Raw genomic sequence first — 13,414 nt, 5'->3', positions numbered from 1 at the left:
CGGGTGCGGCGGGCCTCCTCGGGGAGTCTACTGGGGCGGGAGGACACCGTCCCGGACGCGTCGCGGGCCCGGCCGCTGTGTGGCGGCCGGGCCCGGCAGGAGAGGTCTCGGTGGCCTCAGCGGCGGATCACTCCACCGTGACGGACTTGGCGAGGTTGCGCGGCTGGTCCACGTCGTAGCCCTTCGCCGTGGCGAGCTCGAGGGCGAAGATCTGCAGCGGGACCGTGGTCAGCAGCGGCATGAGCATCGGCTGGGTCTCGGGGACCTCGAAGACGACCTCGGCCTGGCCGCGCACGGCCGCGTCGCCGCGCTCGGCGACGGCGAAGGTGCGGGCGCCGCGGGCGCGGACCTCCTGGATGTTCGAGACCACCTTGGCGTGCAGCGAGTGACGGTCCAGGGGCGAGGGCATGACCACGAAGACCGGCTGGCCGTCGTCGATCAGGGCGATCGGGCCGTGCTTGAGCTCGCCCGCGGCGAAGCCCTCGGCGTGGATGTAGGCGAGCTCCTTGAGCTTGAGCGCGCCCTCCATGGCCACCGGGTAGCCGACGTTGCGGCCGAGGAACAGGACGGAGGTGGCGTCGGCCATCGAGCGGGCGAGCTCCTTGACCTGGTCCTTGCCGGCGAGGATCTCCTCGATCTTGCCGGGGATCGCCCCGAGGTCCGCCAGGATGTCCTTGATCTGGCCGCTGAACAGCTTCTTGTTCAGCTGGGCCAGGTACAGGCCCAGCAGGTAGGCGGCGGTGATCTGCGCCAGGAACGCCTTGGTGGAGGCGACGGCGATCTCCGGGCCGGCGTGCGTGTAGAGCACGGCGTCCGACTCGCGCGGGATCGTGGAGCCGTTGGTGTTGCAGATGGACACGGTGCGGGCGCCCTGCTCCTTGGCGTAGCGGACCGCCATGAGGGTGTCCATGGTCTCGCCGGACTGGGAGATGGACACCACGAGGGTGTGCGGGTCGATGATCGGGTCGCGGTAGCGGAACTCGTGGGAGAGCTCCACCTCCACGGGGATCCGGCACCAGTGCTCGATGGCGTACTTGGCCACCGTGCCCGCATAGGCGGACGTGCCGCACGCCAGGACGATGATCTTGTCGACGGCCTTGAGCTCCTCGGGGTCGATCCGCAGCTCGTCCAGCATCAGGGCGCCGGCGGCGTCCGTGCGGCCCAGCAGGGTGTCCTGCACGGCCTGGGGCTGGTCGTGGATCTCCTTCTCCATGAAGGTCTCGAAGCCGCCCTTCTCCGCGGCCGAGGCGTCCCAGTCCACGGTGAAGCGCTTGCCGTCGGCGGGGCCGCCCCGGAAGTCCGAGATCTCGACGGCGTCGGCCGTGATCGTCACGACCTGGTCCTGCTCGAGCTCGATGGCCTCGCGGGTGAAGTCGATGAAGCCGGAGACGTCCGAGCCGAGGAAGTTCTCCCCCTCGCCCAGGCCGACGACGAGCGGCGAGTTGCGGCGCGAGGCCACCACGCGGTCCGGGTGGTCCACGTGCACGGCCAGCAGGGTGAAGGCACCCTCGAGGCGCTGGGAGGCCAGCTGCATGGCGCGGGTCAGGTCCTGGCCGGCCGCGTTCCGGTAGACGTCGGCGAGGAGGTGGGCGGCCACCTCGGTGTCCGTCTCGGAGAGGAACTCGACCCCCTTCGCGAGCAGCTCCTCGCGCAGCTCGGCGTAGTTCTCGATGATGCCGTTGTGGATGAGCGCCAGCCGGCCCTCGTCCGCCACCTGCGGGTGGGCGTTGCGGTCGGTGGGGCCGCCGTGGGTGGCCCACCGGGTGTGGCCGATGCCGACGAGGCCGGTGGGGATGGGGTGCTCGGCGAGCTCCTCGGCGAGGTTCGCGAGCTTGCCCGCCTTCTTCCGGTGGTACAGCTGACCGCCGTCCACCACGGCCACACCGGCGGAGTCGTATCCGCGGTATTCAAGACGACGCAGGCCCTCCATCAGGACGTCGAGAGCGCCGTGCTCACGATCCGACTGGGGCTGGCCGATGTATCCGACGATTCCGCACATGCGCACGAGAATACCGGGCCGGACCCGACTTCGGCGCACGGCGGGCCGGGTCACTCCGCCCGGGACGAGAACCCCGCGGGGTTGGCCTCCTGCCAGGCCCAGAGGTCCCGCACCATCGCGGTCACATCGCGTCGGGCGTGCCAGCCCACCTCGGCGCCGATCGCGTCCACGGCGGCGCACGACTCGGCGATGTCCCCGGGCCGGCGCTCGACCACGCGGTAGGGGATGCGGCCGCCCGTGACCGCCTCGAAGGCGCGCACCATCTCGAACACGGTGACGCCCTCGCCCCGGCCGATGTTCCAGACCCGGGTCGTCGTACCGCCCCCGGCCGCCACCCGGGCCGCGAGCCAGTCGAGCCCGGCCACGTGCGCCTCCGCGAGGTCCATCACGTGGATGAAGTCGCGCACGGCGCTGCCGTCGCGCGTGTCGAAGTCCGCGCCGAACACCCGCAGCTCGGGGTACGCGCCGGAGGCCACCCGCGCCACGAAGGGCATGAGGTTCGCCGGCACCCCGCTCGGGTCCTCGCCCAGCCGCCCGGAGGGATGCGCGCCGACCGGGTTGAAGTAGCGCAACATCGCCAGCCCGCCGCCGTCGACCGTCGCGCAGACGTCGCGCAGCACCTGCTCCGCCATGAGCTTGGAGTGTCCGTAGGGCGAGACCGGGTCCGTGGCCGCGTCCTCGGCGACCGGCACCGGCGCGCGGTCGCCGTACACGGTCGCGGAGGAGGAGAACAGGACCGTGCGGACGCCGGCCGCGAGCGCGGCCTCGGCGACGGCGGCCGTGCCGCCCACGTTCACGTCGTAGTAGGCGGCGGGGCGGGTCATCGACTCGGTGGGCGACTTCAGCCCGGCGAAGTGCACGAGTGCGGCCGGGCCGAAGTCCGCGAGCGCCCCGCGGTAGTCCTCGGGGCGGCGGATGTCGGCCACGTGCAGGCGCAGCCGCGACCCGCCCAGGCGCGTCCCGGCGAGCTCGGCGACACGCTCGAGCGCCGTCGTCGTCGCCGTGACCAGGCTGTCCAGGACGAGGACGTCGTGGCCCGCCTCGAGCAGCGTGAGCACGGTGTGGGATCCGAGGTATCCGGCACCGCCGGTCACGAGAACGCGCATGGGCCGATCCTATCCGGGCCCTGTGACGTCACGCGGGGGCCCGCTCCGGGCGGGCCGCGGCCATAATGGATCGGGTGACCTACACCCCCCGACCTCCGAGCTGCCCCTCGTGGGCCCCGAGGAGCCCGCGGACGCCGTGCCCGACGGCCACCAGCGCTCCCCCTTCGTGGAGCTGGACCGCCAGACCTGGGCCCGTCTCGCCTCGGAGATGGCGCAGCCCTTCGACCAGGCGGACGTGGAGCGTCTGCGCGGCCTCGGCGAGCATCTGTCCCTGCGCGAGGTTGCCGAGGTCTACCTTCCGCTCTCGCGCCTGCTGAGCATCAACGTGGAGGCCTCCGCGGCCCTGCGCAGCGCGACCAACGCGTTCCTCGGCGAGCGGACGGGGCGCACCCCGTACGTGATCGGGGTGGCCGGGTCGGTCGCCGTCGGCAAGTCGACGACGGCGCGCGTGCTCCAGGAGATGCTGCGCCGCTGGCCGACGACGCCGCGCGTCGAGCTGGTCACCACGGACGGCTTCCTGCACCCCAACGCGGTGCTGCACGAGCGCGGCATCATGTCCCGCAAGGGCTTCCCCGAGTCCTACGACCGCCGCGCGCTGCTGCGCTTCATGGCGGACGTCAAGTCCGGGGCGCAGGAGGTGCGCGCGCCCGTGTACTCGCACATCACCTACGACATCGTGCCGGGCGAGGAACAGGTGGTGCACCGTCCCGACGTGCTGATCGTGGAGGGACTCAACGTGCTGGCCCCGCCGCGCACCCGGGCCGACGGCACCGCCGGGCTCTCCGTCTCCGACTTCTTCGACTTCTCGGTGTACGTGGACGCGCGCGCGTCCTGGATCCGGTCCTGGTACATCGACCGGTTCATGGGTCTGCGCTCGGGGGCCTTCGCCGACCCGCGCAGCTACTTCCACCGGTACTCCTCCCTGTCGGACGCCGAGGCTCAGGCGACGGCCGAGTCCATCTGGGACTCCATCAACGGCCCGAACCTCGAGCAGAACGTGCGCCCGACCCGCGGGCGCGCCCGGCTGGTGCTCACGAAGAACGCGCAACACGAGGTGACCCGCGTGCTGCTGAGGAAGGTCTGATCCATGCGTCGCACCCTCCCTCTCGCCGCGCTGGCCGCGCTCGCGCTGCTCGTGGCCGGTTGCGGCACGCCCGCCGCGGGCCCGTCCTCGACGCCGACGACGCCGACGTCCGGCGCCGCGAGCGCGGCCGCGTCGTCCGGCGCCGCCTCGAGCACGGCGCCGTCGTCGAGCACGCACGCCGACCCGGCCGCCCTCGACGTCGTCGTGAACAAGACCCGCCCCGTGGCTCCGCCCGACTGGGCGCCCTCGGATCTGGTGGCCGTGCCCGGCAGCGAGCTGTCCCTGCGGGCGGAGGCCGCGACGGCGGCCGGTGACCTGCTGGATGCCGCCGCGGCGGCGGGTCACCGCCTCACCACCCTGAGCGCCTACCGCTCGTACGACTACCAGGTCCGGACGTACGGCCACTGGGTCGACGAGCTGGGCCGCGCCGAGGCCGACCGCGTCTCGGCGCGTCCGGGGTACTCCGAGCACCAGACCGGCCTGGCCTGGGACGTGGGCGACGCCGCGACCCCCGCGTGTGACCTGGAAGCGTGCTTCGGCGACACTGCCGCGGGCCGCTGGGTGGCCGCGCACGCCGCCGAGTACGGGTTCGTCATCCGCTATCCCGTCGGGGCCGAGGACGTGACGGGCTTCGCCCACGAGCCGTGGCACCTGCGCTACGTCGGGTCCGCGGAGGCGGCCCGGGTCGAGGCGGCCGGCGGCGTCCTCGAGACCGCGTGGGGCCTGCCTCCGGCGCCGGACTACGCGGACTGAGACGCACGACTCGCTCGACGGTGTACCGCGCCGAATTCGCCACACGTAGGATTCTCCCCATGCTCCAGGGATTCAAAGACTTCATCATGAAGGGCAACGTCCTCGACCTTGCCGTCGCCGTCATCATCGGCGCCGCCTTCGGCAAGATCGTGAACGCGCTCGTCGAGGCGGTCCTCATGCCGCTCATCGCCGCCGCCGTGGGCTCGCCGAACTTCGACTCGTTCGCCGTGCTGACGGTCAACGGCAACGACGTGAAGTTCGGCGTGCTGCTCACCGCCATCGTCAACTTCCTGCTCATCGCCGCGGCCGTGTACTTCGCCATCGTGATGCCGATGAACAAGATGACCGAGGCCCGCAACCGCCGCCTCGGCATCGACCCCGCCGAGGAGGAGGTGCCCGCCGACGTCGCCGTGCTCACCGAGATCCGCGACCTGCTCGCCGAGCGCCGCGGCGGCCCCACCTCCGGGACCACCACCCTCTGATCTCCCCCTGTCCGACGCCGAAGGGCCCGGGACGACTCACACGAGTCGCCCCGCGCCCTTCCTTCATGCCCTCGGCGGCACCGGGGCCGTGCCCTCAGGGCCGCGACGTCGTCCGGTCCGCGCTGGACCCGGCGTCCGGGGCGACCTCCGAGTCCTGCCGGTCCGGATCCAGGCACGGCAACCACTCCACGGGGGCGCTCTGCCGCGCACACACGGGCGCGTCCACGGCGAGGAACGCGGCCGACCACAGGACCGCCAGCCCCGCGAGCAGCCCCGCGAACAGGGTCCAGCGGCGGGGCCGGGGGCCGCGTCCGACGTCATCGGTCCGGTCAGTCGTGCAGGCGCAGCTCGCGCTGCACGACGTCGGCCAGCACCTGGGCCTCCCGGCCGGCGGTCTCCTCGTCCGGGGCCTCGACCATGACGCGCACGACCGGCTCCGTGCCCGACGGGCGCAGCAGCACGCGGCCGGTCGCGCCGAGGCGGGCCTCCGCCTCGGCCACCGCCGCCTGGACGGCCTCGTCCTCGGCGGCGCGGGACTTGTCCACGCCGCGCACGTTCACGAGGACCTGGGGCAGCCGGTCCATCACCGCGGCCAGCTCGGAGAGCGGGGTGCCGGTCTCGGCGACGCGCGAGGCGAGCTGCAGGCCGGTGAGGACCCCGTCACCGGTGGTGGCGTGGTCCGAGAAGATCACGTGGCCGGACTGCTCGCCGCCGAGCGAGTAGTCGCCGAGCTTCATGCCGGCCAGGACGTAGCGGTCGCCCACCTGGGTCTCGACGAGCTGGACGCCCTCCCGGCCCATGGCCAGCTTCAGGCCCAGGTTGGACATGACGGTCACGACCAGGGTGTCGTCCCGCAGGACGCCGCGGTCCTTGAGGGCCACGGCCATGACGCCCATGATCTGGTCGCCGTCGACGACCTCGCCGCGCTCGTCCACGGCGAGGCACCGGTCGGCGTCGCCGTCGTGCGCGATGCCGAGGTCCGCGCCGTGCTCGCGCACGGCCGCCTGGAGCTTCTCGAGGTGGGTGGAGCCGTAGCCGTCGTTGATGTTGAGCCCGTCCGGGGACGCGCCGATCACCACGACCTCCGCGCCGGCGGCGCGGAACGCCTCGGGCGAGCAGCCGGCGGCCGCGCCGTGTGCGCAGTCCAGGACGACCTTGAGCCCGTCCAGCCGGTGCGGGAGGGTCTGCAGGAGGTGGAGGACGTAGCGGTCCTCGGCGTCCGCGAAGACGCGCACGCGGCCCACGTCCGCGCCCTGGGGCCGCCGCGGCGTCACGCCCTCGAGGTGACGGATGATCTCGTCCTCCTGCGCGTCGGTCAGCTTCTCGCCGCCGCGCGCGAGGAACTTGATGCCGTTGTCCGGGGCCGGGTTGTGGGAGGCGGAGATCATCACACCGAAGTCGGCGTCCAGGTCCCCCACGAGATAGGCGGCGGCGGGAGTCGGCAGCACGCCGGCGTCCCACACGTCCACGCCCGAGGACGCCAGACCCGCCTGCACGGCGGCCGCGATGAACTCGCCGCTGATGCGCGGGTCCCGGGCCACGACGGCGACCGGGCGTCGGCCGGCGTCGAAGGCCTCCGCGCCGAGGACGGGCGAGGCGGCCTGGGCCAGCTGGACGGACAACTCCACGGTGAGGGTCTCGTTGGCCAGGCCACGGACGCCATCGGTTCCGAACAATCTCGACATGATCAGTCAGTGTAGGGGCCGCCCCTGCGGCCTGCATCACGGGAGGGTCACGAAACGGGCCCGGGGGCGGTAGCATCGGACCGGTCGAGCCCCCGCGGCCGCGCGCCCGTCCGCTCACATCCGCCCGGGAGGCCCCGCCCCGAACCCGAAGGACCTCGATCCATGCCCGACGTGACCCCGCCCCCGCCCTCCCGTTCCTGGACGCGCCGCAGCGTGCTGGGCGGCACGGGCCTGGCGATCGCCGCCGGCGTGGCCGGCTGCGGGCGTGATGAGCAGGCCGAGCAGAGCTCGGAGGGCGACGAGCAGGCCACCCGTCTGCCCGCCCCGGACATCATCACCACCGCGCAGTGGGGCGCCATGCAGCCCAACTACTACCTGCAGACCCTGAACGAGCGCCCCTCCTACCTGGTGATCCACCACACCACCACGCCGAACGTCACGGACGGCTCCCGGGAGGCGGCGGAAAGCATCGCACAGGTGGTCCAGAACGCGCACATGAGCCCCGCGAACGACTGGGGCGACACCGGGCAGCACTTCACCGTCTCCCGCGGCGGCTTTGCGATGGAGGGCCGCCACGGCTCCCGGCACGCGCTCGAGGGCGGACAGACGTTCATGCTCGGCGTCCACGCGCTCGGGTTCAACGCGTATGCGCTCGGCATCGAGTGCGAGGGGCTGTACATGCTGAACCCGCCGCCGCAGAGCCTCTACGCCGGCCTGGTGCCGCTCGTCGCCTACATCTGCCAGCAGTACGAGCTGCCGCCGTCCCGCATCATCGGCCACCGCGACGTCACCGCCACCAGCTGCTGCGGCGACGCGTTCTACGCCAAGCTGCCGATCCTGCGCGAGGACGTCCGCCTCTCCCTGGCCTCGGGCGAGTACCACGTCTCGGAGGGCTTCGGGGCGGACAACCTCTTCGACGACGCCCACGTCACCCCGGAGTACGTGGAGGAGGAGCGCGGCTGAATCCGCCCCCGCACACGACGGCGCCCCTCCCCGGACGGTGAGGGGCGCCGTCGTGTGCGGCCCGGTCAGCGCACGCGCGGGAACGAGCCGCCGGAGACCTCGCCGTACTCGGCCAGCTCGTTGGCCGGGCCGCAGATCTGCGGGTCGGGGCGGTGGACGATGCGCTCGTCCTTGTCCGGGTAGGGCAGCGTGTGCAGCACGTGGCGGATGGCCTCGAGGCGGGCGCGCTTCTTGTCGTTCGACTTCACGACGGTCCACGGGGCGTCGGCCGTGTGCGTGTAGAAGAACATGGCCTCCTTCGCGTTCGTGTAGTCGTCCCACTTGTCCAGGGAGGCCAGGTCGGTGGGCGAGAGCTTCCAGCGACGCACGGGGTCGGTCTCCCGCGCGGCGAAGCGATTGAGCTGCTCACGCTGGGACACGGAGAACCAGAACTTGATGATGTGCACGCCGGAGTTGACGAGCATGCGCTCCAGCTCAGGGGTCTCGCGCATGAACTCGAGGTGCTGGATGTAGCACTGGAAGTACCACTGCGAGGCCTCCTCCTCCGTGGGCTTCTCCAGGGCCACGGTCCGGGCGCCGCGGGGGTTGAGGTGCTCGTTGAAGCGCTTGATGGCGCCGCCCTTGTCGGCGGCGTCGCGGCCCTCGAAGATGATCAGGACCTTCTGGCCGGTCTCCTTGACCCAGAGCTGCATCTTCAGCAGCTCGATCTGCAGCTCGCGCTTGCGTCGTTCGTAGCTCTTGCGGCTGAGCTTGGTCTTGTACGGGTAGCCCTCACGCCAGGCCTGCGGGTCCGGGGTGGGGGGTCTTCTTCTCCCCGCCGAGCTTGCGGCCCAGCTCCCGGATCTCGTCCACCTCGGCGGCGTAGTCACGGGTCACGGCGAAGGGGGCCTGCGCGGCGTGCTCCGTGCCGTGCTCGCCACGGGTGCGGGGGTCGGGCGTGGGACTCGTGTTCTCGGCCACGGCGGCTCCCGAGGGTGTCTCCGATCGGACCGCGCACCGGACGGGCGAGCGGCCCGTCATGGCGTCGTCGCCATGCGCCTTCATATTACCCCTGGGTCAGGTGCCGCCGGCCCACGGAGACGGCGGACGCCCCGCCCCGCTCGTGAGGAGCGGGACGGGGCGTCGGCGGGGGCACGGTGGGGACACCGTGCGGCGCAGGATCAGCGCTTCGAGAACTGCGAGGCCTTGCGGGCCTTCTTGAGGCCGGCCTTCTTGCGCTCGATGACGCGGGCGTCGCGGGTCAGGAAGCCGGCCTTCTTGAGCGCCGGGCGGTTGTGCTCGCGGTCGATCTCGTTGAGGGCGCGGGAGATGCCCAGGCGCAGCGCACCGGCCTGGCCGGAGGGGCCGCCGCCGTGGATGCGGGCGATCACGTCGTAGGCGCCGGTCAGCTCCAACAGCGTGAAGGGGTCGGAGACCTCCTGCTGGTGCAGCTTGTTCGGGAAGTAGTTCTCCAGGGCGCGGCCGTTGATGGTCCACTGGCCGGAGCCGGGGACGAGGCGCACGCGGGCCACGGCCTCCTTGCGGCGGCCGACGGCGGAGCCGGGCACGGTCAGGGCCGGGCGCTCGGAGGCGACGGGGGCCTCGGCGGCGGCGGTGGACTCAGAGGTGTAGCTCGTCAGCTCCACGTCGTCGTTCTCGTTGATGCTCATGGTTCTCCTCAGGGAAGGTCTGCGTCAGTGGCCCGCCGGGGTCACTGGGCGACCTGGCCGATCTCGAAGGTCTGGGGCTGCTGGGCGGTGTGCGGGTGCTCGGCGCCCTTGTACACCTTCAGCTTGGAGAGCTGCTGGGCGGCCAGCGAGTTCTTCGGGAGCATGCCCTTGACGGCCTTCTCCACGGCGCGGACCGGGTTGGTCTCGAGCAGCTCGGCGTAGGACTGCGACTTCAGGCCGCCCGGGTAGCCCGAGTGGCGGTAGGCGCGCTTCTTCTCGAGCTTGGCGCCGGTGAGGGCGACCTTCTCGGCGTTCACGATGATGACGTAGTCGCCCATGTCCATGTGGGGGGCGAACGTCGGCTTGTGCTTGCCGCGCAGGAGGGTGGCGGTGTGGGAGGCCAGGCGGCCGAGGACGACGTCGGTGGCATCGATGATGTGCCACTGACGGTCGGCGTCACCAGGCTTGGGAGAGTACGTACGCACGTTGTCTGCCTTCAGGGTCGGTGGTGGTCCACAGCACCTGCCCGCCGGGTCGTGATTCCGGCGCGCTCGCGCTGTCAGTTCTCCGTGCGCGCCGGTCCCCCAGGTGAGGGCTGGAAGGCGTCCGGGCCCGATGCCCCGGGGGTGCGGCGCGAGCTGAAGGCCATGCAACTGAGCCACTCGCGGCACGACGCATCCGGGTGCGGGCATGCGCAACGTCCACCCATCCTACCGAACGCGGGCCTCGGAGCCAAAAGCCGTCGCCGCGGGCGACCCCGGCTCACAGGGTCCGCTTCGCCCGGGTGCCCTCGGCGCGCCGGCGCAGCTCCGCCGCCTCGTCGGGATAGCCGACGGCGAGCAGCGTCAGCCCCCGGGCGGGGCGAGGCGCACCTCGGAGTCGCGGGCCGGCCTCGCCACCCGGTGCGCGAGCCAGCCGGGCTCGCGGGCCCCCTCCCCCACCTGCAGTAGCGCCCCGACGATCGCCCGGACCATGTTGTGGCAGAACGCGTCGGCCCGGATCCGGACGCGCACGACGCCGTCCACATCGCGTCGCACCTCCAGGCGCTGGACCTCGCGGATGGTCGTGGCGCCCTCGCGGGGCCGGCAGAAGGACAGGAAGTCGTGCAGTCCGAGGACGGCGTCGGCCTCCAGCGCCATGAGGCGATCGTCCAGGGCGGCGGCGTGCCAGTGGGTGAAGCCCCGCGTGCGCGGGTCACGCGCGGCGGGCGCGTCGTCGATCCGGTACTCGTACTCGCGCCACAGCGCGCTGAACCGCGCGTCGAAGCCCGCAGGGGCCCGCCGCGCCCCGTGCACGACGACGGCCCCGCCCCACCCGGAGAGCACCCCGCCGAGGCGGCGGGTCAGGGAGGTGGCCGGTTCCAGGCCGGGGCGGCCACGGGTCAGGCCCACCCACTCCGCCTCGGTCAGGTCGAGGTGGACGACCTGACCGCGCGCGTGCACCCCCGCGTCGGTGCGACCGGCGACCACCGTGCGCACGGGCCGGCGCAGGATCCGCTCGAGCCCGTCCTCCAGCGCACCCTGGACCGAGTCGAGACCGGGCTGGCGGGCCCAGCCGTGGAAGGCGCCGCCGTCGTAGGCCAGGTCCAGGCGGACGCGCACGGACGCGGGTTCCCCGGGCGCCGGCGGGGCGTCCGGGCGGTGCTGCTCGCTCATGCTGCTCCTCAAGCGGGTCGGGGCGGGACCGGGGACGGCGAAGGGCCGCCCACCGGGTGGTGGACGGCCCTCGCCGATGCGTCGTCACGGGGACGGACGCGGACTCACGCGCTGGCGTCAGGCCATCTTCTGGGCGGCCTCGCCACCGGCAGGCTCGAAGCCCGCGGCCTTGGCCTCCTCGACGGTGGAGAACCAGACCTCGGCGGTGGTCTGGTCGTACCAGCGCGAGCCGGGGACGTGGTACTTCTTCGAGCTGGCGTTGCCCTTGATGGTGGCCTCGGCCGGAGCCGAGCCGTCCTCGTTGGTGGGCACGGCGCCGTCGATCTCGGCGGCGGCCTCCTGCGACTCGGCCACGGTGACCTCCTCGGTGGCGGCCGGGTCGACGGCCTCCACCGGGGTGGACTCGGCCGGGGCGGCCGGCGCGGACGCGGCGGCCTGCTCGGCCTCACGCACGACGGCCTGCTTGCCGGAGATCGGCTCCATGATCAGCTCGATCACGGCCATGGGCGCGTTGTCGCCCTGGCGGTTGCCGATCTTGGTGATGCGGGTGTAGCCGCCGTTGCGCTCGGCCATCGCCGGGCCGATCACGGTGAACAGCTCGTGCACGACCGCCTTGTTGGTGCGGTTCTTGGCGGCGATGAGACCCTGCACCTTGCGGCGGGCCGGCAGATCGCCCTTCTTGGCGAAGGTGATCAGGCGCTCGGCGTACGGGCGCAGGCGCTTGGCGCGGGTGAGCGTCGTGGTGATCGACTTGTGCTCGAACAGCTGGGCGGACATGTTCGCCAGCATGATGCGCTCGTGGGCCGGGCTGCCGCCCAGACGCGGACCCTTGGTGGGGGTAGGCATGGTGTTTCTCCTCGGGTGGGACCCTGCAGCCGGCTGCGGCGTTGGGTCGAAGATGTCAGGTGGTGCGGAATCGGCTCAGAAGTCCGAGAACGGGTCGTCGTCCATCTGGCGCGCGTGCGCCTGCGGGTCGTAGCCGGCCGGCGAGTCCTTGAGGGACAGGCCCAGCTCCTGGAGCTTCTCCTTGACCTCGTCGATGGACTTCGCGCCGAAGTTGCGGATGTCCATCAGGTCGGCCTCGGAACGGCCCACGAGCTCACCCACGGTGTGGATGCCCTCGCGCTTGAGGCAGTTGTACGAGCGCACGGTGAGCTCGAGCTCCTCGATCGGCTGGGCCAGGTCGGCGGAGCCCTCGACGACCTCGGGCTCGTCGCCCAGGTCGATGCCCTCGGCCTCGACGTTGAGCGAGCGGGCCAGGCCGAACAGCTCGACCAGGGTGGAGCCGGCAGAGGCCACCGCGTCACGCGGCAGCATGTTCTCCTTGGTCTCCACGTCCAGGATCAGACGGTCGAAGTCGGTGCGCTGCTCCACACGGGTGGCCTCGACCTTGAAGGTCACCTTGAGGACCGGGGAGTAGATGGAGTCGACCGGGATGCGGCCGATCTCCGCGTCCGCGGACTTGTTCTGGGCGGCGGTCACGTAGCCGCGACCGCGCTCGATGGTCAGCTCCATGTCGAACTTGCCCTTCGCGTTCAGGGTCGCGATGTGCAGGTCCGGGTTGTGGATCTCGACGCCGGCCGGCGCGGTGATGTCCGCGGCGGTGACGACGCCGGCCCCCTGCTTGCGCAGGTAGGCCACCACGGGCTCGTCGTTCTCCGAGGAGACGGAGAGCTTCTTGATGTTGAGGATGATCTCGGTGACATCCTCCTTGACTCCGTTGACGGTGCTGAACTCGTGCAGCACGCCGTCCACGCGGATGCTGGTCACGGCAGCACCGGGGATCGACGAGAGCAGAGTGCGGCGCAGGGAGTTGCCGAGGGTGTAGCCGAAGCCGGGCTCCAGGGGCTCGATGACGAACCGGGAACGACGGTCGGAGACGACCTCTTCGGTCAGCGTGGGGCGCTGTGCAATGAGCACGGACATTTCCTTTCGGCGAGCGTCCGCCATATGACGCACGCGGTGGGTGGAAACGAGGACGGGGTGGGGGCAGGTCCGCAGACCTGTCCGCGTCCGCCCCGGGCGGGGGCGGACGCGG

11 protein-coding genes and 2 pseudogenes are annotated in these 13,414 nt (G+C 72.1%); 4 read left to right on the top strand and 9 right to left on the bottom strand.

From position 1 onward, the window contains the following. Positions 1–127: 127 nt before the first annotated feature. Positions 128–1,999 carry a glutamine--fructose-6-phosphate transaminase (isomerizing) gene (gene glmS, locus POD19_RS06310; protein ID WP_095353614.1) on the bottom strand — a complete coding sequence of 624 codons (1,872 nt, stop codon included), beginning with the start codon at positions 1,997–1,999 and terminating at the stop codon, positions 128–130. Between the two features lie 50 nt (positions 2,000–2,049). After that, positions 2,050–3,105 carry a UDP-glucose 4-epimerase GalE gene (galE, locus tag POD19_RS06305; RefSeq protein WP_340309373.1) on the bottom strand — a complete coding sequence of 352 codons (1,056 nt, stop codon included), beginning with the start codon at positions 3,103–3,105 and terminating at the stop codon, positions 2,050–2,052. Positions 3,106–3,214: 109 nt separating this feature from the next. On the opposite strand from galE, the gene coaA reads away from it, so the two are divergent. The 3 genes from coaA to mscL are packed head-to-tail and all read left to right on the top strand — an operon-like array spanning position 3,215 to position 5,424. Then, entirely contained in the window at positions 3,215–4,189 is a 975-nt protein-coding gene (coaA, locus tag POD19_RS06300) for a type I pantothenate kinase (protein WP_227717996.1), read from the top strand. 3 nt (positions 4,190–4,192) lie between these two features. Next, positions 4,193–4,942 carry a M15 family metallopeptidase gene (locus POD19_RS06295; protein WP_041103280.1) on the top strand — a complete coding sequence of 250 codons (750 nt, stop codon included), beginning with the start codon at positions 4,193–4,195 and terminating at the stop codon, positions 4,940–4,942. Positions 4,943–5,001: 59 nt separating this feature from the next. Then, positions 5,002–5,424, top strand: a complete 423-nt coding sequence (gene mscL / locus POD19_RS06290; RefSeq protein ID WP_095353616.1) for a large conductance mechanosensitive channel protein MscL — start codon at positions 5,002–5,004, stop codon at positions 5,422–5,424. A gap of 329 nt (positions 5,425–5,753) precedes the next feature. Here mscL and glmM read toward each other — a convergent pair whose 3' ends face one another. Then, positions 5,754–7,109, bottom strand: coding sequence for a phosphoglucosamine mutase (gene glmM, locus POD19_RS06285; protein ID WP_179288534.1), 1,356 nt, complete (start codon positions 7,107–7,109; stop codon positions 5,754–5,756). 162 nt (positions 7,110–7,271) lie between these two features. Here glmM and POD19_RS06280 point away from each other — a divergent pair, with 162 nt between their 5' ends. Then, complete coding sequence (locus POD19_RS06280; protein WP_041103278.1) at positions 7,272–8,072, top strand: peptidoglycan recognition protein family protein; 801 nt, start codon at positions 7,272–7,274, stop codon at positions 8,070–8,072. A 65-nt stretch (positions 8,073–8,137) separates the two neighbouring features. On the opposite strand, the pseudogene POD19_RS06275 reads toward POD19_RS06280, so the two are convergent. The 6 genes and pseudogenes from POD19_RS06275 to POD19_RS06250 form a co-directional block, all read right to left on the bottom strand. After that, positions 8,138–9,032 (bottom strand): annotated as a pseudogene (locus POD19_RS06275) (polyphosphate kinase 2). A gap of 200 nt (positions 9,033–9,232) precedes the next feature. After that, positions 9,233–9,721, bottom strand: coding sequence for a 30S ribosomal protein S9 (rpsI, locus tag POD19_RS06270; protein WP_036317791.1), 489 nt, complete (start codon positions 9,719–9,721; stop codon positions 9,233–9,235). A gap of 41 nt (positions 9,722–9,762) precedes the next feature. After that, positions 9,763–10,206: a 50S ribosomal protein L13 gene (gene rplM, locus POD19_RS06265; protein WP_002857519.1), complete on the bottom strand. Its 444-nt coding sequence runs from the start codon at positions 10,204–10,206 to the stop codon at positions 9,763–9,765. 277 nt (positions 10,207–10,483) lie between these two features. Next, positions 10,484–11,376, bottom strand: a pseudogene (locus POD19_RS06260) (tRNA pseudouridine synthase A). Positions 11,377–11,493: 117 nt separating this feature from the next. Then, positions 11,494–12,222 (bottom strand): 50S ribosomal protein L17, sunset domain variant, encoded by a 729-nt coding sequence (gene rplQ, locus POD19_RS06255; RefSeq protein ID WP_049146305.1) that lies wholly within the window; start codon positions 12,220–12,222, stop codon positions 11,494–11,496. A gap of 75 nt (positions 12,223–12,297) precedes the next feature. Next, positions 12,298–13,296: a DNA-directed RNA polymerase subunit alpha gene (locus POD19_RS06250; RefSeq protein WP_049146318.1), complete on the bottom strand. Its 999-nt coding sequence runs from the start codon at positions 13,294–13,296 to the stop codon at positions 12,298–12,300. Positions 13,297–13,414: the final 118 nt, after the last annotated feature.

The sequence above is a fragment of the Micrococcus sp. GPGPB33 genome, assembly GCF_037853785.1.
Lineage (GTDB): Bacteria > Actinomycetota > Actinomycetes > Actinomycetales > Micrococcaceae > Micrococcus > Micrococcus luteus.
This window is presented reverse-complemented; position numbering and strand designations above follow the sequence as displayed.